The sequence below is a fragment of the Terasakiella sp. 4MB5A genome (assembly GCF_050058155.1).
Taxonomy (GTDB): Bacteria; Pseudomonadota; Alphaproteobacteria; order Rhodospirillales; family Terasakiellaceae; genus Terasakiella; species Terasakiella halodenitrificans.
In genome coordinates this window covers 917,544-939,460 of record NZ_CP188815.1, presented here as the reverse complement: position 1 = coordinate 939,460, position 21,917 = coordinate 917,544, and the positions used below count along the sequence as shown (strand labels likewise).

Genomic DNA, 21,917 nt, shown 5'->3' with positions numbered 1-21,917 from the left:
TTGATATCCTGCATTTCAGGACAATATCTCAAAATAAACTTGGGGCGTGAAATGGCTTATGTTGCCTTTTTCATAAAACGCTTTTTCCAGGCTATCGTCGTGATGTTCGTCATTTCGATTATCGGGTTTTCCATTCAGGACAATCTTGGTGATCCTTTGCGCGAAATGGTCGGCGTCTCCGTCTCGGAAGCAGAGCGTGAACTACTACGTGACGAAATGGGCCTGAATGACCCGTTTCTGGTTCAATACGGTCGTTTTATTACCAAAGCGGTGCAAGGGGATCTCGGCGATTCCTATTTTTATAAAAAACCGGCTTTGGATGTTATTCTTGATAAATTCCCTGCCACATTGGATTTGGTTATCGGCGCAACTCTTATTATTTTAGGGGTCTCCATCCCGATGGGGTGTTATTGCGCGATCAGACCTAAAAGCCTTCTGTCAAAATTTGTCATGGCCATCAGCATTGTCGGAATTTCCGTTCCGGTCTTTTTGACCGCCATTTTCTGTATTTATCTCTTTTCCGTGACGCTTGGCTGGCTCCCTTCCTTTGGGCGCGGCGAAGAACTGGTGGAAATTTTCCCCGGCTGGAAGACAGGCTTCCTGAGCCTTGATGGACTTGAACATCTGATATTACCAAGCTTTGCTCTCTCCTCTATCATGCTTCCCCTGTTCATTCGCCTCATCCGTTCTGAAATGATGGAAGTGTTGGAACAGGATTACATCAAATTTGCATGGGCCAAAGGTCTGGCCCCACGCCGGGTCTGGTTCCTCCATGCCTTTAAGAACACACTTCTCCCCGTCATTACCGTTGGGGGGGTGCAAATCGGGATTATGCTGGCCTATACCATCTTAACAGAAACCGTCTTTCAATGGCCGGGATTGGGCTTCATGTTTATCGAAGCTGTCAACCGCGTCGATACGCCCTTGATCATTGCCTACATCATTGTTGTCGGTTTGATCTTTGTCGCAACCAACACCATCGTTGACCTGCTTTATACATTCGTCAACCCCATGGTCCGACTTGTAGGAAGAGGTTAAATGAGCCGTCTTAAAACATTCCTCGATTCAGACTTCTTCTATCAGTTTAAAACAGACCGTGTGGCCATGATCAGCTTTAGCATCATGTTCCTGTTTTTTGCGGCGGCTCTGTTGGCCCCTGTCTTATCCCCCTTCGACCCGCATGATCCCAGTCAGATTGACATTATGGATTCAGAAATCCCGCCAGCCTGGGCCGGTACGGAAGATGTTGAAGCCGATGAACGTTTCCTTTTGGGAACGGATGCACAAGGGCGCGACATGCTATCCGCCATTTTATATGGTTTGCGCATTTCTATCGCCATCGGCCTGTTTGCGGTTGCCGTCCAAATGGGACTGGGGATTGCCATTGGTTTGATTTCCGGATACGTCGGCGGGCGCGTGGATGCCTTTTTCATGCGGATGGCCGATATTCAGCTTTCCCTTTCGACCATGATGATTGCCATTGTGGTGCTGGCTGTTTTTCAAGCCACTTTCGGGGCGGAACTATACGAGGAAATGGCCATTTTCATGTTGGTCATGGTCATTGGCATTGCGGAATGGCCACAATATGCGCGAACGATCCGCGCTTCTGTTCTGGCAGAAAAGAACAAGGAATATGTTGATGCCGCCCGCGTCATTGGCCTAAGTTCCCCCACCATCATGATCCGTCATATCTTGCCCAATACGTTGTCTCCCTTGTTGGTCATTTCGACCGTTCAGGTGGCCAATGCGATTATTTCCGAAGCAGCTCTTTCCTTCCTTGGGCTGGGCATGCCGGTGACAAAACCGTCTTTGGGTTCTTTAATCAGTTCCGGGTTTGAATTTATTTTTTCCGGTTCCTGGTGGATTACGACGATCCCCTCTCTCATCCTGATTACACTGATCCTGACCATCAACCTGTTGGGCGATTGGCTGCGTGATGTGCTTAATCCCAAACTCTACAAGGGGTAATCGATATGTCCCTGCTTGAAGTTAAAAATCTTCATGTGGAATTCCCGACGCGTCGTGGTGTCCTTAAGGCACTGCGCGATGTGAATTTCACGCTTGATAAGGGCGAACGCCTCGGCATTGTCGGGGAGTCCGGCGCAGGTAAATCCCTTGCGGCCTTTGCTATTCTCAACCTTTTGTCCAAACCCGGACGGATTGCCCAAGGCGAAATTTTGTTCGAAGGCCATGACCTGTCTAAAATGAATGAACAGGAATTACGTTCCATTCGCGGAAACCGCATTTCCATGATCTTTCAAGACCCGATGATGACCCTTAATCCGGTTCTCACCGTCGGAACACAAATGATTGAAACCTTGCAAGCCCACCGCAATATAAGCAAGAAAGAAGCCCGGCTTATCGCGATTGACCGTCTCAATGAAGTGCGTATTCCTTCTGCTGAGGAACGTTTGGAATCCTACCCACACGAACTGTCTGGCGGCATGCGTCAACGCGTGGTTATCGCCATTGCCTTATTGACCGAACCCAGCTTGATCATTGCCGATGAACCGACAACGGCACTGGATGTCACCATTCAGGCCGAGATCATGTCCTTGATGCTTGATCTTTGCAAAATGCATAACGTGGGCCTCATCCTGATTACACATGATTTGGCGGTGGTCTCTCAGGTTACACAGCAGGTTATCGTCATGTATGCAGGCCGTATTGCAGAAAAAGGGGCGACAAAAGATGTCATTCAAAACCCACGCCATCCCTATACACATGGTTTGATGCATGCACTGCCACAACAAAACAGTGCAGGTAAACGGCTCTATCAAATTCCGGGGTCCATGCCGACACTGGATGCTATGCCCCAAGGGTGTTCATTCAATCCGCGTTGTGAATATGTTTCAGAACGCTGCTGTCTAGAAGTCCCTGACCTGCAAGATTTAAACGGTCATCTGGTGCGCTGTTACAAAGCAAAAGAATTACGAGAGAACGGGAGTCTGACATGAGCCAAACACCGCTCGTAGAAGCAAAAGAAGTTCATAAAATTTTTGAACTGGGTGGTCATTTTCTGCAAAAAGAAAAGCCACAAGTCAAGGCCATCAACGATGTGTCCGTTTGTATTAACGAAGGGGATTCATTTTGTCTGGTTGGGGAGTCTGGTTGTGGAAAATCCACACTGGCACGCACCATCATGGGATTAATCCATCCCAGCGCCGGTGAAATTCATTACCGTGGACAACGCATTGATAACCTGAAACACAAAGACCGTTTACCTTATCATCGCAATATGCAGATGATTTTCCAAAACCCCTATGCATCGCTTAACCCGCGTCGCTCCATCCAGAAAACACTGGAAGAGCCGCTACGTTTTCACTTCCCCGATCTCGGCAACAAGGAAGTGAAAGAAAAAGTAGAACAGGTCATGGTGTCCGTCGGCAACGATCCAAGTTGGGGGAAACGTTATCCACATGAATTTTCAGGTGGGCAGCGCCAACGTATTTCAATTGCACGTGCCTTAATGGTTGATCCCGATTTTATTGTTGCAGATGAACCGATCTCCGCCTTGGATGTTTCCATTCAGGCGCAAGTCCTAAACGTGATGATGGATGCGCAGGAAAAACGTAACCTGACCTATCTGTTTATTACACATGACTTGTCCGTCGTTGAACATTTCGGATCAAAAGTCGGAGTCATGTATTTGGGAACCTTGTGTGAATTAGCAGATACAAAAACCCTGTTTGCCAAACCGCGCCATCCTTATACACAAGTCCTTCTTGCAGCCATTCCTAAATTGTCTTGCGAAGAAATGACCCACACCAAATTAAGCGGCGAAGTCCCCAGTGCAATGAATTTACCTTCGGGCTGTGTCTTCCATAACCGATGTCCCTACGCCAACGAGCGATGTAAACGTGAAATACCGTTACTACGCAAACTGGATGATGGTGCAGCCGTTGCCTGTCATGCCCTTGAAGAAGGGCGCATCTAAAACAATAGAAAAGCGCCTTCACCATATCCAGAAGGCGCTTTTCTTTGTTTATGGAGCTATGCCGTCTCATGCAAAAAACAGTCTCTTTAACTTCGCCCCATTGCCAAAAGGAATTTTCCATCTAATTTAAGGCGTTAGACGCAAATCTTGTACTCTGCGCAATAAGTGCGTAGAATCGAAAAAAATATTTCAGGCAAAGACGATAGATGGATTCATTAGGGGCGTTCCTGATTGGCATGTTTGCGATGGCTGGCTTAAGCGTGCCCGCGATCGTGTGGCTTTGGCAACGCGATAAAAAGACTAAGCAGGAACGTGATGTTCTCGGTCAACAAATTATCCAACTTCAGGAAGTTCTGGTCGGTATCCCTGATGGGCTTTACCGATGGAATGTGGTCAACGGCGTTGAAAATTGTTCCGCACGCATGGCCGTGTTACTGGATCTCCCCAAGGGAACCCAATCGCGTTACGGTGATATTCTCCAATGTTTCGACGAAGAAGCTGCGCGTACGCTCAATGGTGCCGTCGCAGACTTGCATCATGAAGGATTAAGCTTTGATATTATCCTGCCCCTTCATGGCGGGGATGACCGGGTTGTGCAAGCTGTCGGGCAGCGGGTTCTAAGCGAAAACGGCGATCCCCTAGTTGATCTGTTATGGATGCGCCTTGCCAACGGGGCCGTGGTGGCCAATGGACCGATGGCAAGGTCCCTGCAAACCATGACGCAGGAACGCGACCGCCTCATCACTGTGCTGGAAAGCCTGCCGCTGCCCATCTGGATGCGCGATAGTGCTGGTCATATCATCTTTCATAACCCGGCTGCCCCTGATGGCGATCATACCCGTCATATTGCCCAACGTGCGGCTGAGACTGGGCGCGCTGCGAAAGAACGCGTCAGCCTGCCTGTTGCCCAAAATGCCCGCTTGTTTGAAGTAACCGAAATCCCCTTGCCCGGTGGCGAAGGGTTGATCGGGTTAGCCGAAGATATCAGTGCCCTTGATCTCGCCATGAAAAACGCTAAACATGGAGAAAGTCTGTTACGCGCCGCCCTTGAAAACCTTGTCACCGCTATTGCCATTTTCGACGGCAACACGCGCCTGAGCTATTACAACAGTGCCTATGCCTACCTCTGGGGGTTGGATAAAAAATGGCTGGATGCGCAACCTTCTTACGGGGAATTGCTCGATCGTCTGCGCGAAACCCGCAAATTACCGGAATATGCCAATTTCAAAGCATTCAGACAGGAACAACTGGCAAAATTTGTCGAACTTCAGGCCCCGGAAGAAACCAGCCTGCACCTGCCTGATAATTCCACCCTGCGTGCCATTATCAGCCCGCACCCCGTCAGCGGTTTGGTCATGACGTTTGAAGATGTCACCGACACGTTGGCCTTGGAAAGTTCCAACAAAGCCCTGTCAGCCGTTCAACGCGAGACACTTGATAACCTGTTTGAAGGTGTTGTTGTGTTTGGTCCAAACGGTAAAGTCCGTCTGTCAAATCCGGCCTTCAGCCAAATTTGGCATCTCCCGGACGGCTTTATGGCCACACACCCCCATATTACCGATGTTCTTGAAAAATGCCGTGACTTTTACGAAGGGGTTGAAAACTGGTCCAGTTTCCGCGAACAACTGGTTGCGCGTATTATGATGCGCGAACCCAATAACCAACGCCTTGTGCGCAGTGACGGATCCATCCTTGAATATGCTTCCGTTCCCTTGCCCGATGGCGGATCACTTCTGTCTTATTTGGATGTCACCGACAGCGCGATGGTCGAACAGGCCCTGCGCGAACGATCTGACGCTCAGCACGAAGCAGACCGTCTGAAATCGGAATTTATCGCCAATGTGTCCTATGAAATCCGCACCCCGCTTACAACAGTTGCCGGATATGCCGCCCTGTTATGTGAACAGTATTTCGGCGAACTAAACAATCGCCAGATGGAATATGCCAAAGGCATTCAGACCAGCGCCGATCAACTTGCCACCCTCGTCAATGATATTCTGGAACTTGCCAGTATTGAAGCCGGACAACTCGCCCTTGAACTCGATAGCTTCGATGTTCAAAATATGCTGGTGTCCGTTCTGGGACTGGTTCGGGAAAGTGCAAAACATGCCCGTCTCAGTATCGAGTTCAACTGCGCACAGGATATCGGGTCCATTACAGCTGACGAAAAACGCCTCAAACAGGTAATGTTTAACCTGTTGACCAACGCCATTCGCTACACACCGCCAAACGGCGTGATTACAATTACGGCACAACGCGACCCGCATCAATTGGTCTTTAGCGTCGCCGATACAGGAAGCGGCATCCCGCAAGCCGATCAAGATCGCATTTTTGGCAGTTTCCAGCGTGCGGATCATGATGCAAGCGGACAAAGCGGGGCCGGATTGGGATTAACACTGGTCAAACGCTTTATTGAATTGCATAACGGCACCGTCACCTTGGATTCCATCCCAGACAAGGGCACAATGGTGACCTGTCGCATTCCGTTATAAAAGGAAAAAGAAAAACATGAGCCAACAGGACATGGAAGCTATCGCCCAACGCCTTGCCACCATCCGCGATATTATTATGGATCGTGAAGGCGATGATGTTCAGGATCAGTTTGAAGTTACCCCTTTCATCATCATCGTCAATATCGAAGGCAGCGGTTATGCCGACGATGAAGATGTTTTCACCCTGATACAAGTCGAACGCGGCGCGGCCGGGATGGAAGAACTCCTTGCCTGTGCAGTTGAAGATGCCAACGAAGAAAGCTATATCATCGCCTCAGAAGATGAAAACCTGCTGGACCAACTGGACGAGGCCTGCGATAAAGTCTATCGCCATTGGCATTGGCTGGATATGCCCAATGCATTGGCAGGTTCTGACATACACGACGACGATTTGGACGATGACTAAAATATCTGAAAACTATCAATTTTATGCAGGCTTTTTGCGTTTTGTCGCAGCAAAAACAGACAAAAGCAACATTGCCGTAACCGCCATGATGGCAGAATTAAATCAAGCTGCCGATCAACTGGAAAGTGGTTCTCGGATCAGTCTACTCGCCAGTCGCGCCCAAGCTGCCTCACGCGCCTTTGCTGGTGTTGCGCAATTTTTACAACACCGTATCCTGCCGGAAGCACAGGCGCATGGGGACCAAAAGGCCCTTTCTCAACTTGAATGGGCGATTGCCGCCTCCCTGCAAATTGGACGCGCAGTTATTTTGCATCTCGATGATGTGGAACCAGAACAGATTTCGACTGCAATCATCGAAATAAAAATGCCTTCGTTAGACCGTATCCCCGGCGCACAATCCCAAGGTGTCAATCCAACATTGCATTGACGGTACGGATAAGTCATTATGACCTTATATATGCATCAAGAAGAGTGAGACAAATGAACGATATACTCTGTGAGGATACCTTAAAAGAGCTAGCAGAACAGGTTGGCATTGAACTGATCGAAACTCTCTTGGTAGATTTAACCGACGATGCAGGTAATCGCGTAGCCCGCATGCAGGACTTATTGACACGCGGCGACATGGACGAGTTACGTAAAGAGGCTCATACCCTGAAATCATCCACAGGTACACTTGGGCTTAAAGTCGTTTCTGAACAAAGCGCGATTATTGAACGTAAGCTTGTCACAGGCGAAGGCCCGGATGTTGCGCCGATTGTGCCGCAATTGCCCCAAATGCTAGAAGATGGTTTGGCTGCCGCAAACAACTGGGTTGCAGCCCAATAACCGCTGTGTTTTCTCATAAAACAAGAAAGAGCCTCTTTTTGTGAAAGAGGCTCTTTTCTATATTACTCGATTGCAGCCAAGGCTTTATCAAAGCGATTAAATAGTTCTTCCAAGTCCGGTTGCTCGCTGATTAACGGTGGGCAAAAAGCCACGCAATCACCAGGCATAGCCCGCAGAATCAAACCGTTTTCTTCACATTTTTTCATCAATCCTGCTGCCTTTGCAAGGCTGGGATCAAACGGTGTTTTCGTTGCCTTATCCGCGCTAAGCTCAATGGCTCCAATCAAGCCAACACCGCGCACTTCGCCGACCAAAGGATGATCGCGATAGCTTTGCAACCGTTCTTGAAAGTACGGGCTTACCGCATTGACTTGCCCCAAGATATCGCGTTCTTCATAGATTTTCAGAACTTCAAGTGCCACAGCACAAGGCACCGGATGGCCGCCATAGGTCAAGCCGTGACCAAACACGCCCAACGTATTACTTTGTTCCTTAATCGTCTGATAGATGTGATCGGACACCGCCAAGGCTGAAATGGGTAAATAACCGGATGAAAGTTGTTTCGCCATCGCCATCATATCGGGCTGAATACCAAAATATTCTGACCCGAACATTTTACCTGTTCGCCCAAATCCACAAATGACTTCATCGGCAATCAACAGGATATCGTATTTTTTCAAAACGGCCTGAATTTTGGGGAAATAGCTTTGCGGTGGTACGATCACACCACCGGCCCCTTGAATCGGTTCGGCAAACATTGCACCAACCGTTTCCGGGCCTTCTGCCAGAATCAGTTGTTCCAACTCGTTTGCCAGACGGGTGGTGAAATCTTCTTCCGTTTCCCCATCCTGTGCGTAACGATAAAAATGCGGGCACCCTGTGCGTAAAATACGTTCGCTTGCCGGCAGGTCAAAACCGTTTTGCGCATAAGCCAACCCGGTTAAAGACCCGGCCGCAACCGTTACACCATGATAAGCTTTTTCGCGGGCGATAATTTTCTTTTTCTCCGGCTTGCCACGGGCATTATTATAATACCAGACGAACTTAATCGCCGTGTCGTTGGCTTCGGAACCGGAATTGCAGAAAAAGACACGATCCAGCCCATCCGGTGTCACCTGAACCAAACGTTCTGCCAGTTCTGCGGTGACGTCCGGTACCTTGCTGCTGAAGCTATGATAAAATGGCAATTTTTCCATTTGCGTTTGTGCCGCTTTGACCAGTCGCGGTTCATTAAACCCTAAAGACGTACACCATAGGCCGGACAAACCTTCGATATATTCTTTACCGTCTTCACCAAACACACGTACCCCTTGCCCACGCGAAATCACAAGCGGACCTTGTTCTTCATGGACCTTTAAATTTGTATAAGGATGCAGGTGATAGGTCTGATCTTTCGCCGAAATAGAATTTGGATTTTTTGTCATTTTATCTTTCTCACCACTTAAGTTGCGGTATTTCAATAAGTCGAACCGGGCCTGCAAACAAGGCACGTTCCTGCAAGGTTAGCGCCACGCTTATGGTTGCCGGTCCGCCGTTTCCTGGATATTTCGCCAACATTCCCAAGACAACCTTGGCCATACTGGCATCGGGGCCACGAATAACGCGGGCACGGCGCAAACGTTCCACGGTTTCAAAGAACCCCTGAATACGGGCACTAAAGGCCCCTACAATCTGCAAGTCACCATCCAGCGCCAGTGTCCCGTTACCCTGCAAGGACAAAGGCGCATAGTCAATCAGCAATCTTTCAACTTCTAAAGTTCCCCCACGGTCGCGCCAGGCTTCAATCGCTGACTTTGACCATTTTTGTATCGCAAAATCATGTGTAAAATGACCACGCACCAATACTTCGGAAAGTTTTTTGCCCATACCAATGATGCCATTTGGTAAATCAATATCCCGGCCTTTCAGTTCAAACTGGTAATCCCCGGATGACTGGCGCAGGGCATCCAATTGTACGTGATCAAGGCTTAGGGAATGCTGTTCGCCTTGCAGGTTCCATTGCGCAATATTCAGCCCAATTTCATCCGGCACCCCCTTCGACATCCAGTCAAATGTCAGTTGAAATCTTTCTGCCTGCCCCCGATATGTTCGATCATCCAGAGACAAGCTTTGAGGTGCGCTCATGTCCACTGTTAATGTCCGTAATGTCCAAGGCAGCGGGAGGGTAGATAAATCCAGTGATGCGATTTGCCAGCTCCAGCCGCGTATTCCTGATGGATCAAGGGGTGGTGCAAAAACAACATCTTTCAAACGGATTTTCAATGCGAAAGGGAACCCCGTGATGCGTGCTTTTTTATCATCATATTTAGCGATATAGCCTTGTGCATTGCGCGCTGCAAACCAGTCCTGTACCCCAGAACGCAACAACATAGATGTGCCAAACCACGCAAGGCTATAAAGGATTGCCAGCACAGCAAAGGTCGCCCCGCTATAGAGCGCATAGCGTCCAAGGCGCACCGACAACGGTTCCCTGTAATTCAGGGCGATATGCGTTTTTGTGGGATGGGGAACGCGGGCCATTCTTGTCCTAACCGAAATGAATTTTTGCCAATGTTATAGCCGACAAATCCCGCAAAGGACAATGACATTGGTTGACGAATTGATGGGAATGGGCCATCTCTGAATTTATGAACGAAATCAGGCACGAACAAAACAACACATTGGAAGTCCCGGACAGCGGCATCAAAGGCTCGCTCACCCGTGGTATGGATGTAATCAAAAACTATTTGAAAACACTAGATGCCCAGCCCGGTGTCTATCGAATGCTCAATGAAAAAGGCGATGTTCTGTATGTGGGAAAAGCCAAATCGTTAAAAAAACGGGTGGCCAACTATACAACACCACAACGCCTGACCATCCGCATTCAACGCATGATCTCGCAAACCTATGCGATGGAATTCATTACCACCCATACCGAAGCCGAAGCCTTGCTTCTGGAATCGAACCTGATCAAAAAATTAAAACCGCGTTATAATATTTTATTGCGTGATGATAAATCCTTTCCCATGATCCTGGTCACCGGTGATCATGATTACCCGCAAGTCCTCAAACATCGGGGCGCGAAAAATCGTAAAGGACGTTATTTCGGCCCCTTTGCATCCGCCTGGGCCGTCAACGAAACATTGAATACCTTGCAACGGGCTTTTTTGCTACGCCCCTGTTCCAACAGTATTTTTGCGTCCCGCACACGCCCCTGCCTGCAATTTCAGATCAAACGATGTTCTGCTCCCTGTGTCGGGCGTATTTCTGTACGCGAATATGGAAAACTTGTGGAACAATCCGAACGTTTTTTGCGCGGTGACAGCAAGGCCTTGCAAAACGAACTGGCGCAACGCATGGCAGAGGCGAGCGAAAACCTCGAGTTTGAAGAAGCTGCGATTTATCGAGATCGTATTTCAGCCATGACACGCATTCAACAACGTCAGGACATCAACATTCAAGGGCTGGAAGAAGCCGATGTTATCGCTGGTTTCCTTGATGGCGGACAAACGTGCGTTCAAGTCTTTTTCTTCCGGGCGGGGGCCAACTTCGGCAACCGAGCCTATTATCCTGCACATGGATCAAAAGAAGAATTACCCGATATTCTGGAAGCCTTTATCGGACAATTTTATGCTGACAAACAGCCCCCAAAACAAATTCTTGTCAGTCATGATCTACCCGGTCACGCCATTTTGGAAGAAGCCCTCTGCGTGCGGGCTGAACGTAAGGTTTCACTACAATGCCCAAAACGTGGCGAAAAAACAAAATTGATCGCCCACGCCATGAACAACGCTCGCGAAGCCTTGGGGCGCAGATTGGCACAAAGTGCCTCACAACGGCGATTATTACAGGAAACCCAGCGCATTATGCAGATGGACAATATGCCCGAAAGAATCGAGGTTTACGATAACTCGCACATTCAGGGGACCAACTCGGTCGGGGCCATGATTGCTGCCGGACCGGATGGTTTTATTAAAAATGCCTATCGAAAATTCAATATCAAAACAGCGCAAAGTGATGACGATTACGCCATGATGCGCGAAGTTTTAACCCGTCGTTTCAGCCGTGCCATCAAGGAAGACCCGGATAAAGAAAAAGGCCAATGGCCGAACCTTGTCATTATTGATGGGGGCAAAGGGCAATTGGGCGTCGCTGTTTCCGTTTTTGAAGAACTCGGCATCGACGATGTCACCTTGGCCGGTATTTCCAAGGGGCCGGAACGCAATGCCGGATATGATAAAATCGTCATTCCCGGACAAGAACCGTTTCAACTGGAACATACAGACCCGGTCAATCATTTTATCCAGCGTCTGCGTGACGAAGCACACCGGTTTGCCATCGGCACCCATCGTGCCAAACGCGGCAAAGCCACCACAAAATCCGTGCTTGATAGTATTAGTGGGATTGGCGCCAAACGAAAGAAAGCCTTGCTTCACCATTTTGGATCTGCAAAAGGTGTGGCCCAAGCAGGTTTAAGCGATCTGGAGGCTGTCGACGGCATCAACAAGACAACCGCAAAACTGATTTACGATCATTTTCACGAAAATTAATCTATTTGGCTTGATAACGTTGGCGCATTTTCGTTGGATCAAGCGGTTCTAAATGCAGGTCCGGGATATTTTTCAAGCGCCGAACCAACGAGAAATCCAGATTTGATTTCCATGACCAATAGAGCCAAAGTTCCCGAGGCTCCAGTGGCACAGGTTCCGCCAATTCTGCAAACGTCACCATATTCTGATCCACAGCATCCAACAGGCGAAAATCAGCTGTTATCAAGGCATCAACCCGCCCATACTGTAAAAGGCGTGTCCCATCATTGTGATTATTGAAGTAATAATACTTCAAACCGGGTACACCCTTCAGGGTCTTGATTTCTGCCCCGCCCCGAATACGGGCAATGGATTTATTTTCCAATTCGTTGATGCTACGGATCGGTTTGTCTTTTAACGAGACAATAATGAATTGAGCATCCCCAAGCTTCACAATCGGCATGCCGACCTGATTGCGTTTGGGGCTTTCCATAAAGACACCAAAATCAGTATCGCCTTCTTCCACCATCAGCACCGCCCGTTTAAAAGGCACCATGCGCAAATGAAAAGGGATACCAATTTCTCGTTCTGCACGCTTTAAAAGATCGATCAACGGGCCTTGCCATTTCCCGGTCCCATCCTGATGAACCAATTGTGAAATAATGGGGACGGCAACTTCCACATAATTTTGCGAAGGGTTGGCAGCAGATATCTGCAAGGGTGCCGATAAGAACAGGCACAAAAAAAACATATTTATGAGTATTTTCTTTCCCATAAAGTCTAATATCCCCCATTCTGGTGCGTGCCCGTTTTCTTTTAGCTTACACTTGGATGGACTTCTTGGCAAAAAGGAAAAGATTTACCTGTTAAATTTTGTAAAAAGGCGATAAGAAAAAAGCCACTTTTTTTTAAAAGGCCTATAGTCTATTTTGCCTTTGCACTCATCCTGTTCATATAAAGAAAAAGTCAAATGCTCTGGAACGTCCCCAATATCCTGACAGCGTCACGCATTCTGATCATCCCCGTTTTGGTCGGTCTATATATGGTTGGCGAACCCGAAGGCAACTGGATGGCCTTTTCATTATATGTCTATGCCTGTATCACCGATTTCTTCGATGGCTGGCTGGCCCGCAGAATGGATCTGCAATCCGCCCTTGGTAAATTTATGGACCCGATTGCCGATAAGCTTCTTATCGGGACACTTATTGTCATGCTCATGGGGTTTGGCCCAATCGAAGGCATCCATGTTTTGGCTGCAGGCGTTATTTTGGTGCGTGAACTGCTGGTATCCGGTTTGCGCGAATTTTTGGCTGAAACAAAAATATCCGTTCCCGTTACCCTGCTGGCCAAATGGAAAACCACCATTCAAATGCTCGCACTGGGTTTTCTGATCGTCGGAAACGCCGGACCTTATTTGTGGGTCGCTGAAACCGTTACGGTCGGATATGTCGGATTATGGCTTGCAGCCCTTTTGACGATGATTACCGGGTATGACTACCTACGCACCGGTTTAAAACATATGGTCGATTAAATGAAAATATTTGGTATCGTTGGTAAAAGCGGCAGCGGCAAAACAACTTTGCTGGAAGTTCTGATCCCGGCAATCACCAAACATGGTTTTAACGTTTCCACCATCAAACATACCCATCACCAGTTCGATATCGACCAACCGGGCAAAGATTCTTATCGCCAGCGCGAAGCCGGGGCTAAGGAAGTTATGCTGGCTTCCAGTCATCGCTGGGCCTTGCTGCACGAATTGCGCGGGGATGAAGAACCCGAAATCGAAGACCTCATCCAGCATATGAGTGATGTAGACCTCATCCTGATCGAAGGCTTCAAATTCAACAATCATCCAAAAATAGAGGTCCACCGTCCATCTTATGGACGCGAACCGCTTTGGCCCAACGACCCGACTATTCTTGCCGTCGCCAGTGACGAACAATTACGTGATATTGAGCGCCCCTTGATCGACCTCAAAGACATCGAAAGCATTGCAGACTTTATTATCTCGCATCTGGATTTGCGGAGAGAACCATGACACCCGTTTTTGACTGTTGTTTTTCCCATGCCGATGAAATGATGCCTCTGCCTGAAGCCCGCCGGAAAATCGCAGAAACGGTCAAGCCGATTGCCAAAACCACATCCTTACCTCTGCGCCAATGTGTCGGCAAAATTCTGGCAGAAGATATCGTCTCAGCGCGCAATGTTCCCCCACACGATAATTCTGCAATGGATGGCTATGCCTTACGCTTTGCCGATTTAAATCCAGATGGCGAAACACAATTGCCTGTTACCGCCCGGATTGCCGCAGGACATCCGATGGATCGCCCCCTTAATCCAGGTGAAACCTTTCGTATTTTCACTGGCGCAGCGATGCCCCAAGGTGCGGACACGGTTGTCATGCAGGAAAACGCCTGTGAAAAAGACGGGGTCGTCACCTTCGTTAAGGGATGTGCTGCCAAACAAGGGGCAAATCGCCGCAAAGCAGGCGAAGACATCCAAACAGGCGATATTGTCCTGAAAAAGGGGCGCAAATTGCGAGCAGCCGATATTGGGGTATGTGCCTCAATCGGCAAGACGGAATTAAATGTCTACGCCCCTTTAAAAATCGCTGTCTTTTCCACAGGGGATGAAATTCGCGACCCGGGACAAGATTTGGAAGACGGCTGTATTTACGATATCAATCGCTACACTGTCATGTCCATGCTGGACAGTATGGGGTTTGAAGTCACCGATCTTGGCATTTTGCCGGATGATTTGACCACCATTACCGATGCCTTGAAACATGCTGCGCAAGATCATGATATTCTCTTCACCTCCGGCGGTGTGTCTATGGGCGAAGAAGACCACGTAAAATCTGCCGTCAAGGCACTCGGTAAAATCGACTTCTGGCGCATTGCCATTAAACCCGGCCGACCGATTGCCTTGGGTGACATTGCCGGAAAACCCTTCATTGGATTGCCAGGAAATCCGGTTGCAACCCTTGTTACCTTTATGATGATTGCCCGGCCCATGATTGCCGGTTTTTCAGGGCGCAGCGATATTCAAAGTCGCAGCTACAAAGTTGCCGCCGCTTTTGAACTGGACCACAAAGGCGGGCGTTACGAATGGCAACGGGCCTATTTGAAAGACACACCTTACGGCCCGGTCGTTGAATTGTTCCACACCACCGGATCCGGCGTTTTAACCTCAATGGTCAAAACGGACGGGCTTATAGAAATTCCGGATCATGTACATAAAATTGAAACCGGTGATCTGGTCGATTTCATCCCTTATAGCGAGGTAAGTCAGTAATGAAAGTTCTCTATTTCGCATGGCTGCGCACAAAAATCGGATGCGCTGAAGAAGAAATCGACTTGCCTGATAGCGTTAAAACCGTTGGTGATGTTTTGGATCACCTGCGCACCAAGGGGGACGTTTACGCGGATGCCTTGGGCGAAGACAAAGTTATCCGCGTTGCCTTAAATCAGGATTACGCACAGATGGACGACACCGTCCAAAACAATGATGAATTTGCCATTTTCCCACCTGTCACAGGCGGATAACTTTATGATCCGTGTGCAAAAAGAAAACTTCGATGTCGGGGCGGAAATCAATGCCCTACGCAAGGGAAACACGGCCATAGGCGGCATTTGTTCTTTCGTCGGTCTGGTTCGCGATTTCCAACATACCAAGGAAGACGACACCCGCGTTTGCGCCATGACGCTGGAATATTACCCCGGCATGACAGAAAAAAAACTGGCCGAGATTGAAGAAACCGCACGCAAACGCTGGCCACTGGAAGATGTCCTGATCATTCACCGCTATGGCCGTATGGAACCGGGAGAAAACATCGTCTTGGTGGTTACGGCTTCGGCGCACCGTCAGGCCGCCTTTGAATCCGCGCAATTCCTGATGGATTTTTTAAAAACCAAGGCCCCCTTCTGGAAACTTGAAGAGGACGATAGCGGGAGTGGCAGTTGGGTTGATGCCCGCGATTCTGATGATGACGCCCTTTCCAAATGGGAAAAATGACCCCATTCTGAACAATTCAACGCTATCTTCCCTCTTGCAATTTTTGTTAACAAATACAAAGTATTATAAAATAACAACAAAAATTGAGGTGTCGTATGGTTGAGTCTCCCTATCCCCCCGTTCAGGCTTATTTGAACAAACATTTTATTGAGGGCCGCGAAGGCCGCCCATTACGTATCCTGTCGGAATATATCGAACCCGATGCCCGTTTTGAGGCCCAGAACGTCGAAGATACCATCATCTTTTTTGGCTCCGCCCGCCTGCTTCCCCGTGATGTTGCTGAAACAAAACTCGAAGAAGCCAAAAAACTGGGTAGTGATTTAACACGCGCGGAAATGGACCTCAAAATGTCACGCTATTATGAGGACGCACGCGAACTTGCCCGGCGCTTAACCCTTTGGTCTAAAAATCTGGAAGGCAGCAAGAAACGGTTTGTTATCTGCACCGGTGGCGGGCCCGGCATTATGGAAGCCGGAAACCGTGGCGCATCCGAAGCCAAAGGATTGAACCTCGGCTTCAATATCACCTTGCCATTTGAACAGAGCCAGAATCCCTATATCACCCGCCAGTTATCTTTTGAATTTCGCTATTTCTTCATGCGTAAATTCTGGTTTATGTATCTTGCCAAGGCAATGGTCGCTTTCCCCGGTGGGTACGGCACATTGGATGAATTGTTTGAAGCCTTAACCTTGATCCAAACCGGCAAAGTCAGCAAAAAATTGCCGATTGTTCTGTATGGAAAAGAATTCTGGAACGATGTCGTTAATCTGGAGGCTCTGGTCAAATACGGCACGATCAGCCCCGAAGATTTAAAGCTTTTTACCGTCACCGACGATATCGACGAAGCCTATCATTATCTAACGAATTATCTGGAAAACCACGCCATTGAAGAAATGGCACGCAGTGAGTCAAAAGCCCCCTAACCCTGCAGACAGGCAAGCCGCTGGATCAATCAAATTCAGCGGCTTCCAACACATATTGCAAAGCTTCTTCGTTCAAGATCGTCACCTTGCCACGGGCCAATTCAATCCAGCCTTCATTGCGCCAAATTTGCAGCTGCTTATTGACACTTTCCCGACTGGTTCCCATCATACGAGCCAGTTCCTGTTGCGGAAGGTTTAAACCAATTAACACACCGCCACCGGGCTGTTCCTGCCCATAAAGGTCCGCCAAGTTTAAAAGACGTTTCGCCAAACGCCCATCCAGTGGCAAAAAGGCTGCATCTTCGACCATTTCCGATGTCAGGCGCACACGATGACACAATAACTGCATCACCTGAATGCACAGTTTTGGATGTTTTTCCAAAAACGGGATGAAATCGCGCCGCTGAATGACCAGAACTTCTGTTTTTTCCATCGCAACAGCATCAGCGGTGCGGTCCATACCATCCAACAAAGCAATTTCACCGAAGAATTGCCCTTCCTCGATAATATTCAAGGTGACTTCCTTACCATTGGGCGAAGTCGTCACAATCTTGATTTTACCTTCCTGCACCCCGAACAAACTATCGCCCGGATCCCCTTTGACGAACAGTGTCTCGTTTTTATCCAGTCTGCGTGTCACTGTCATCGACAACAGGCGATCAAGCATGGCTCCGTCCAGACCGCTCAATAATTCACTGTTGGACAGAAGCGCTTTTTTATCCCTAACAACCATCTTTGATTTTAGCCCTTGGTATTATTGTTGAAGATAAAATAACAGGTTTGTGAAGCACCTCACAGAAAAACTGTCCGGAACAGGCGTATAAAATAAGCATCTTCTCTGCTTGCCCTTAAGAGAAGCCTCACTTTCAAACGGTGAGCCCCTCTAGACACCGTTTGAAATAGACCCTATAGAGAGGATGGTCCACCCCGAACCATCCTCTCTTTTTATTTTAGGGCGTACCCGACCATGACAAAACCCATTATTGCGATTATCGGCGGTGGCCCTGCCGGATTAATGGCTGCCCAACATCTTGTTACCAAAGAGTTTGACGTTCATTTGTTTGACGCCATGCCGTCGTTGGGCCGCAAATTTCTGATGGCAGGCAAAAGCGGTATGAACCTGACACATGGCGAAGATTTTGACACATTTCGCTCGCGCTATCATACAAACTTCCCCTTTTTCCAAGATATCCTTGAAGATTTCAAACCTGAAGACGTCCGTAACTGGGCACAGGATTTAGGGATCGAAACCTTTATCGGCAGTTCCGGGCGCATCTTTCCCACCGATTTTAAAGCTGCTCCGCTTCTTCGCAGTTGGTTGCGACGCTTACGCAGCAACGGTTTAACAATCCACACCCGTCATCGCTGGCTGAATTGGGCTGAAAACGGTCATCTTTTTGAAACACCCGATGGGGAAAGAACGTTTTCTTGTGAGGCCACACTCTTTGCGATGGGTGGGATAAGCTGGCCTAAATTGGGGTCCGACGGTCATTGGCGCACGCCCTTTGCCACCCGCCATATCAAGATGCATGATTTCAGACCAAGCAATTGCGGCTTTATACGTGACTGGTCCCCTGTTTTCATCGACCGTTTTGCAGGCACCCCTGTCAAATCGGTGGGCTTGCGCGCAGACAGTGTCACCACCAAAGGCGAATTCGTCATTTGTGAAAATGGTGTTGAAGGCAGCGCAGTCTATACCCATAGCCGCACTTTGCGCGAATCATTGGAACAGACAGGGACAGCCACCCTCTATCTGGACCTTTGCCCGGATCGCAGCCTTGAAACCCTGAAAGCTGCCCTTAACAAAGCACGCGGGCGGGCCTCTTTATCCAACCATATCCGCAAAACAACCGGGTTGAACGGGGTCAAGGCCGCGCTCTTGCGTGAATGTCTCAGCAAGGATATTTTTTCAGATATGAATAAACTGGCTGAAGCCATTAAAAACCTGCCTATTGATTTACAAGCCACGCGCCCGATTGAAGAAGCCATCAGTTGTGCCGGTGGGGTGTCTTTTAAGGATTTAAACGCAAACCTGATGCACAACCATCACCCCGGCTTGTTTTTCGCTGGCGAAATGCTGGATTGGGATGCCCCGACAGGCGGATATTTGCTAACGGGCTGTTTTGCCCTTGGCAAACGTGCCGGGCGGGGAATTGAAAATTGGCTGAACGAAAAAAACGCTTAAGAGCCGACGCCTGCCATACCATAGGGTAATGTCCGCACCATTCGACGCAGCGCATCATCAATCAAAGAGGGCATAATCTCGTTATCTTGGGCAAACATCGCAGCACTTGCCATACCGCTAAGCGCCCCAACGGGGGATAACGGCAATCCACCATCGGCGCGCCACACTGTATGGGCGGCCTGCCACAAAAGCGCATCATCGGAAATCCGTTTTAAATCCACCCGCACCCCGATATGTTTCTTGGCAAAGATACCGACATAATCATCGCCAAGATCATAGAGTTCCGCCACGGCAAAGAAGCGACATTTTGTCTGACGGGAAAATCGTTGCCGGTCCCTTTTATCTTGTAAATCAAGTCCTAAACGTTTTGCCAGATGGCGGGTTTTACGCGGAAAAATCACGCGATCCACTTTTTCACCCAAATGACGTGCCAATGCGGTTGAGATTAACGCCGTCATTTGCGGGTTTTCTTTATTATTGGACATCATAACCGCCACACAATCCGGGGGATCGCGATAAAACGGCGAAAGCACATGGAAATTGACATCTGTGGCTTTTATTTCAGCCTCATCTGCCTGTTTTAAATCCCGATATTGCGGATTACTGACACAGGCACTCACCCCCATTAAGGTAAGAAGAACGATCAATACTGATTTCAACATGACTTTCTCCCTCAACACCGTTTGTATGGAGCAAGGGCGATCATGCCATCCATCACCGCCCCATTCAGGCGAATATCGCGCACAACCACCCGATTATTTTGTAATTCATAGCGTGCACGAATGTGATTGGCCTGCATGTAATTGGGCCCCGCAATAGATTGAAGCCCCCCCAGCAACGAGGCATCGACGCGACGGGGGAAAATACGGACCAACGACGGATCATTCAGCCCGCGATGATGACGCAAAATCGCCTGTTCAATACGGCGTTCGGCTTGTGGAATCTGTCCGGCAGCCTGCCGCAAAAAACCGCTATAACGATCCATATTGATTTCCCAACGCGTGCCGCGACCTTCGGCTGTGCGATACAGATTACCCGCCCCATCCATCACCACACTTTCCATCCCGAAACATTGTTGAAAGCGTGCAAACAATAAATCACGCGCTTTAGCCTCTTGTGGCCATGCGATTTCAATCTGCGGGCCTTTGCCATGTTCCAAGACCCGCAATAAGGCACGGCCCCCGGTTGCCTGTGCCACACTGACTTCCTGAACAGCTTCAATCGGCGGGGCGGGCTTTATCGGTTTTGGTTCAGCTTGTTTTTCAACGGGTTTGGGGGCTGGATTTGGCTTGGCCTGAACAACGGGCAGTGGTGTTGGTTTGACAGGTTGTTTTTCAACGATCTTCTTTGTTGTTTTTTCCGGCTCAACCCGTTTAGGGGCTTTCACAACGGGCTTTGGCGCTTCAACCTTTGTTATTTCCACCTTGGGCGGTGACGGTAAAACAATTGCCGCCTGCACAATCGGAGAATCTTCAACAGGTTGGGTTATGGGTTTTTCTTCGTGGACCTGTTGAACCTTCTCTACCTTATGCTCTTCCTGTCCCGGCATGACCCACAACAGCACCAACCAGAGCGCAAAACCAAGCGTCATCGTCAGGGAAAGTTTATGGGGAAGGCTGCGCATCATAACCGGATTATCCTTTACTGTGTCATCTTGCGGGCAAACATTTGTTCCATATCCGCCACCATTTGACGTAAGGCTTTACTGCGTTCTTTTGCACTCATCAGGGCTGTTTCCGGTTCTTGTGTCGTTTGCGCAACTTCAACCGATTGCGTGATGGGTTCAACACTTGGGGCGGGGGCTTTCTTTGCTTCTACCTTCGCCACTTTTACAGCGCTTGGCAGGGGCGGGGGTGTGGTCGGTTTTTTAACTTCTTTAATCGGTTCAATTTTTTCAGCCTGCTTTTTCTGCGAAACAACGGGCTGTGGTTCAATCGGCTGAGCAACTTTGGTTTGCGCTGGAATTTCTTTAGAAACAGGGGCTGGTTTTGCCAACGTCGCTTGCGTTTGGGTTTTCACCTTTTGCACCGACTGTTCCATATTTGACTTGAATTCTTTTGGTTCCCCCCCAGCAATCAGATAACCAAGGGCGAGAAACACAACCGCGTTGAAAACAAGATACTTCATTGGATTTTCTCCTCTTCCAGACGGCTTTGATGGCTGATGGATAACAGGGCGCGCAACAAGGCTGCACTCGGTAACCCAACCACAGTGGTTAAAAAAGCCAGTGAAAAATGCTTGGTCAAATCACGGATAATGGGTTGCACGGTTTCAGGTGTCAGTTCCTGATGGGCCAACGTCCCAATCCCCAGACTGATCCCCAGCAAGGTATAAGTCAGCGCCAATGTGGATACGCCATTTGCCCCATGCAAACCGACTTCCAGCCAGAAATCTTTGCGGTCCCTAAATTGTCCCATACGGACCCATGCAAACAAGCTGACGAAGACAAGGGTTGAAAACAAAGCCACAAAAGACACGCCGAAAACTTCCAGCGTCCATTGCGCAATCGCAGCCGGCGCCATTGAGGTGGCAAACACACCTGCCACCAAAGCAAGGGATAAAGCGCCCAACAGATAACTTAAGGCACGTGATCCGCTATCAGCCATATGAAGGACGTTTCGCAT

General features: G+C 48.8%; 24 protein-coding genes. 16 read left to right on the top strand and 8 right to left on the bottom strand.

The annotated features are described in order from the left end of the window. Positions 1-51 precede the first annotated feature (51 nt). The 8 genes from ACI0FF_RS04625 (at position 52) to ACI0FF_RS04590 (ending at position 7,663) form a co-directional block, all read left to right on the top strand. Positions 52-1,038, top strand: coding sequence for an ABC transporter permease (locus ACI0FF_RS04625; RefSeq protein ID WP_419798955.1), 987 nt, complete (start codon positions 52-54; stop codon positions 1,036-1,038). After that, positions 1,039-1,968: an ABC transporter permease gene (locus ACI0FF_RS04620; RefSeq protein ID WP_419798954.1), complete on the top strand. Its 930-nt coding sequence runs from the start codon at positions 1,039-1,041 to the stop codon at positions 1,966-1,968. It abuts the gene before it with no gap. A gap of 5 nt (positions 1,969-1,973) precedes the next feature. Then, positions 1,974-2,957: an ABC transporter ATP-binding protein gene (locus ACI0FF_RS04615; RefSeq protein ID WP_419798953.1), complete on the top strand. Its 984-nt coding sequence runs from the start codon at positions 1,974-1,976 to the stop codon at positions 2,955-2,957. Beyond that, positions 2,954-3,937 carry an ABC transporter ATP-binding protein gene (locus ACI0FF_RS04610; RefSeq protein WP_419798952.1) on the top strand — a complete coding sequence of 328 codons (984 nt, stop codon included), beginning with the start codon at positions 2,954-2,956 and terminating at the stop codon, positions 3,935-3,937. Before ACI0FF_RS04615 ends, ACI0FF_RS04610 begins: the two co-directional genes overlap by 4 nt. 206 nt (positions 3,938-4,143) lie before the next feature. Next, on the top strand, positions 4,144-6,429 hold the full coding sequence (locus ACI0FF_RS04605; protein ID WP_419798951.1) for an ATP-binding protein: 2,286 nt from the start codon (positions 4,144-4,146) through the stop codon (positions 6,427-6,429). A gap of 16 nt (positions 6,430-6,445) precedes the next feature. Beyond that, the gene (locus ACI0FF_RS04600; protein ID WP_419798950.1) at positions 6,446-6,835 is read left to right on the top strand and encodes a hypothetical protein; all 390 of its coding nucleotides are present in this window, start codon (positions 6,446-6,448) and stop codon (positions 6,833-6,835) included. Beyond that, positions 6,828-7,262 (top strand): hypothetical protein, encoded by a 435-nt coding sequence (locus tag ACI0FF_RS04595; RefSeq protein WP_419798949.1) that lies wholly within the window; start codon positions 6,828-6,830, stop codon positions 7,260-7,262. The genes ACI0FF_RS04600 and ACI0FF_RS04595 overlap by 8 nt, the downstream gene beginning before the upstream one ends. 53 nt (positions 7,263-7,315) lie before the next feature. After that, positions 7,316-7,663 carry an Hpt domain-containing protein gene (locus ACI0FF_RS04590; RefSeq protein WP_419798948.1) on the top strand — a complete coding sequence of 116 codons (348 nt, stop codon included), beginning with the start codon at positions 7,316-7,318 and terminating at the stop codon, positions 7,661-7,663. A 62-nt stretch (positions 7,664-7,725) separates the two neighbouring features. Here ACI0FF_RS04590 and ACI0FF_RS04585 read toward each other — a convergent pair whose 3' ends face one another. After that, positions 7,726-9,087 (bottom strand): aspartate aminotransferase family protein, encoded by a 1,362-nt coding sequence (locus tag ACI0FF_RS04585; protein ID WP_419798947.1) that lies wholly within the window; start codon positions 9,085-9,087, stop codon positions 7,726-7,728. 10 nt (positions 9,088-9,097) lie between these two features. After that, positions 9,098-10,183 carry a DUF2125 domain-containing protein gene (locus tag ACI0FF_RS04580; protein WP_419798946.1) on the bottom strand — a complete coding sequence of 362 codons (1,086 nt, stop codon included), beginning with the start codon at positions 10,181-10,183 and terminating at the stop codon, positions 9,098-9,100. Positions 10,184-10,368: 185 nt separating this feature from the next. On the opposite strand from ACI0FF_RS04580, the gene uvrC reads away from it, so the two are divergent. Continuing rightward, positions 10,369-12,192: an excinuclease ABC subunit UvrC gene (gene uvrC, locus ACI0FF_RS04575; protein WP_419799690.1), complete on the top strand. Its 1,824-nt coding sequence runs from the start codon at positions 10,369-10,371 to the stop codon at positions 12,190-12,192. Between the two features lies 1 nt (position 12,193). On the opposite strand, the gene ACI0FF_RS04570 is transcribed toward uvrC, so the two are convergent. Further along, complete coding sequence (locus ACI0FF_RS04570; protein ID WP_419798945.1) at positions 12,194-12,922, bottom strand: substrate-binding periplasmic protein; 729 nt, start codon at positions 12,920-12,922, stop codon at positions 12,194-12,196. 219 nt (positions 12,923-13,141) lie between these two features. Between ACI0FF_RS04570 and pgsA the strand changes: the two genes are divergently transcribed. The 6 genes from pgsA (at position 13,142) to ACI0FF_RS04540 (ending at position 17,108) form a co-directional block, all read left to right on the top strand. Further along, positions 13,142-13,702: a CDP-diacylglycerol--glycerol-3-phosphate 3-phosphatidyltransferase gene (pgsA, locus tag ACI0FF_RS04565; protein ID WP_188663270.1), complete on the top strand. Its 561-nt coding sequence runs from the start codon at positions 13,142-13,144 to the stop codon at positions 13,700-13,702. Continuing rightward, on the top strand, positions 13,703-14,209 hold the full coding sequence (mobB, locus tag ACI0FF_RS04560) for a molybdopterin-guanine dinucleotide biosynthesis protein B (RefSeq protein WP_419798944.1): 507 nt from the start codon (positions 13,703-13,705) through the stop codon (positions 14,207-14,209). Further along, positions 14,206-15,465 carry a molybdopterin molybdotransferase MoeA gene (gene glp, locus ACI0FF_RS04555; protein ID WP_419798943.1) on the top strand — a complete coding sequence of 420 codons (1,260 nt, stop codon included), beginning with the start codon at positions 14,206-14,208 and terminating at the stop codon, positions 15,463-15,465. The genes mobB and glp overlap by 4 nt, the downstream gene beginning before the upstream one ends. Then, the gene (moaD, locus tag ACI0FF_RS04550; protein ID WP_419798942.1) at positions 15,465-15,716 is read left to right on the top strand and encodes a molybdopterin converting factor subunit 1; all 252 of its coding nucleotides are present in this window, start codon (positions 15,465-15,467) and stop codon (positions 15,714-15,716) included. The genes glp and moaD overlap by 1 nt, the downstream gene beginning before the upstream one ends. A 4-nt stretch (positions 15,717-15,720) precedes the next feature. Continuing rightward, positions 15,721-16,185: a molybdenum cofactor biosynthesis protein MoaE gene (locus tag ACI0FF_RS04545; protein ID WP_419798941.1), complete on the top strand. Its 465-nt coding sequence runs from the start codon at positions 15,721-15,723 to the stop codon at positions 16,183-16,185. Between the two features lie 95 nt (positions 16,186-16,280). Next, the gene (locus ACI0FF_RS04540; RefSeq protein WP_419798940.1) at positions 16,281-17,108 is read left to right on the top strand and encodes a TIGR00730 family Rossman fold protein; all 828 of its coding nucleotides are present in this window, start codon (positions 16,281-16,283) and stop codon (positions 17,106-17,108) included. Positions 17,109-17,133: 25 nt separating this feature from the next. Here ACI0FF_RS04540 and ACI0FF_RS04535 read toward each other — a convergent pair whose 3' ends face one another. Further along, a complete protein-coding gene (locus tag ACI0FF_RS04535; RefSeq protein ID WP_419798939.1) occupies positions 17,134-17,841 on the bottom strand; it encodes a Crp/Fnr family transcriptional regulator in 708 nt (235 codons plus the stop codon). 234 nt (positions 17,842-18,075) lie between these two features. Here ACI0FF_RS04535 and ACI0FF_RS04530 point away from each other — a divergent pair, with 234 nt between their 5' ends. Continuing rightward, a complete protein-coding gene (locus ACI0FF_RS04530) occupies positions 18,076-19,293 on the top strand; it encodes a TIGR03862 family flavoprotein (RefSeq protein ID WP_419798938.1) in 1,218 nt (405 codons plus the stop codon). Here the strand turns inward: ACI0FF_RS04530 and ACI0FF_RS04525 are convergent. Genes ACI0FF_RS04525 through ACI0FF_RS04510 form a run of 4 tightly spaced genes read right to left on the bottom strand, consistent with a single transcriptional unit; the run spans position 19,290 to position 21,917 of the window. Next, the gene (locus tag ACI0FF_RS04525) at positions 19,290-19,955 is read right to left on the bottom strand and encodes a hypothetical protein (RefSeq protein WP_419798937.1); all 666 of its coding nucleotides are present in this window, start codon (positions 19,953-19,955) and stop codon (positions 19,290-19,292) included. The genes ACI0FF_RS04530 and ACI0FF_RS04525 overlap by 4 nt on opposite strands. Before the next feature lie 11 nt (positions 19,956-19,966). Next, entirely contained in the window at positions 19,967-20,920 is a 954-nt protein-coding gene (locus ACI0FF_RS04520; RefSeq protein WP_419798936.1) for a hypothetical protein, read from the bottom strand. Positions 20,921-20,934: 14 nt separating this feature from the next. After that, positions 20,935-21,420, bottom strand: coding sequence for a hypothetical protein (locus ACI0FF_RS04515; RefSeq protein WP_419798935.1), 486 nt, complete (start codon positions 21,418-21,420; stop codon positions 20,935-20,937). Beyond that, entirely contained in the window at positions 21,417-21,917 is a 501-nt protein-coding gene (locus ACI0FF_RS04510; RefSeq protein WP_419798934.1) for a hypothetical protein, read from the bottom strand. The genes ACI0FF_RS04515 and ACI0FF_RS04510 overlap by 4 nt, the downstream gene beginning before the upstream one ends.

Excerpts from the sequence above, each read along its gene's own strand:
- ACI0FF_RS04515 (WP_419798935.1), bottom strand. The coding sequence starts at position 21,420 with ATGAAGTATCTTGTTTTCAACGCGGTTGTGTTTCTCGCCCTTGGTTAT.
- uvrC (WP_419799690.1), top strand. The coding sequence starts at position 10,369 with ATGGATGTAATCAAAAACTATTTGAAAACACTAGATGCCCAGCCCGGT.
- ACI0FF_RS04535 (WP_419798939.1), bottom strand. The coding sequence starts at position 17,841 with ATGGTTGTTAGGGATAAAAAAGCGCTTCTGTCCAACAGTGAATTATTG.
- ACI0FF_RS04600 (WP_419798950.1), top strand. The coding sequence starts at position 6,446 with ATGAGCCAACAGGACATGGAAGCTATCGCCCAACGCCTTGCCACCATC.
- ACI0FF_RS04570 (WP_419798945.1), bottom strand. The coding sequence starts at position 12,922 with ATGTTTTTTTTGTGCCTGTTCTTATCGGCACCCTTGCAGATATCTGCT.
- glp (WP_419798943.1), top strand. The coding sequence starts at position 14,206 with ATGACACCCGTTTTTGACTGTTGTTTTTCCCATGCCGATGAAATGATG.
- ACI0FF_RS04580 (WP_419798946.1), bottom strand. The coding sequence starts at position 10,183 with ATGGCCCGCGTTCCCCATCCCACAAAAACGCATATCGCCCTGAATTAC.
- ACI0FF_RS04595 (WP_419798949.1), top strand. The coding sequence starts at position 6,828 with ATGACTAAAATATCTGAAAACTATCAATTTTATGCAGGCTTTTTGCGT.
- ACI0FF_RS04625 (WP_419798955.1), top strand. The coding sequence starts at position 52 with ATGGCTTATGTTGCCTTTTTCATAAAACGCTTTTTCCAGGCTATCGTC.
- mobB (WP_419798944.1), top strand. The coding sequence starts at position 13,703 with ATGAAAATATTTGGTATCGTTGGTAAAAGCGGCAGCGGCAAAACAACT.
- ACI0FF_RS04510 (WP_419798934.1), bottom strand. The coding sequence starts at position 21,917 with ATGCGAAACGTCCTTCATATGGCTGATAGCGGATCACGTGCCTTAAGT.
- ACI0FF_RS04590 (WP_419798948.1), top strand. The coding sequence starts at position 7,316 with ATGAACGATATACTCTGTGAGGATACCTTAAAAGAGCTAGCAGAACAG.
- ACI0FF_RS04620 (WP_419798954.1), top strand. The coding sequence starts at position 1,039 with ATGAGCCGTCTTAAAACATTCCTCGATTCAGACTTCTTCTATCAGTTT.
- ACI0FF_RS04545 (WP_419798941.1), top strand. The coding sequence starts at position 15,721 with ATGATCCGTGTGCAAAAAGAAAACTTCGATGTCGGGGCGGAAATCAAT.
- ACI0FF_RS04520 (WP_419798936.1), bottom strand. The coding sequence starts at position 20,920 with ATGATGCGCAGCCTTCCCCATAAACTTTCCCTGACGATGACGCTTGGT.
- ACI0FF_RS04615 (WP_419798953.1), top strand. The coding sequence starts at position 1,974 with ATGTCCCTGCTTGAAGTTAAAAATCTTCATGTGGAATTCCCGACGCGT.
- ACI0FF_RS04525 (WP_419798937.1), bottom strand. The coding sequence starts at position 19,955 with ATGTTGAAATCAGTATTGATCGTTCTTCTTACCTTAATGGGGGTGAGT.
- ACI0FF_RS04530 (WP_419798938.1), top strand. The coding sequence starts at position 18,076 with ATGACAAAACCCATTATTGCGATTATCGGCGGTGGCCCTGCCGGATTA.
- ACI0FF_RS04610 (WP_419798952.1), top strand. The coding sequence starts at position 2,954 with ATGAGCCAAACACCGCTCGTAGAAGCAAAAGAAGTTCATAAAATTTTT.
- moaD (WP_419798942.1), top strand. The coding sequence starts at position 15,465 with ATGAAAGTTCTCTATTTCGCATGGCTGCGCACAAAAATCGGATGCGCT.
- pgsA (WP_188663270.1), top strand. The coding sequence starts at position 13,142 with ATGCTCTGGAACGTCCCCAATATCCTGACAGCGTCACGCATTCTGATC.
- ACI0FF_RS04585 (WP_419798947.1), bottom strand. The coding sequence starts at position 9,087 with ATGACAAAAAATCCAAATTCTATTTCGGCGAAAGATCAGACCTATCAC.
- ACI0FF_RS04605 (WP_419798951.1), top strand. The coding sequence starts at position 4,144 with ATGGATTCATTAGGGGCGTTCCTGATTGGCATGTTTGCGATGGCTGGC.
- ACI0FF_RS04540 (WP_419798940.1), top strand. The coding sequence starts at position 16,281 with ATGGTTGAGTCTCCCTATCCCCCCGTTCAGGCTTATTTGAACAAACAT.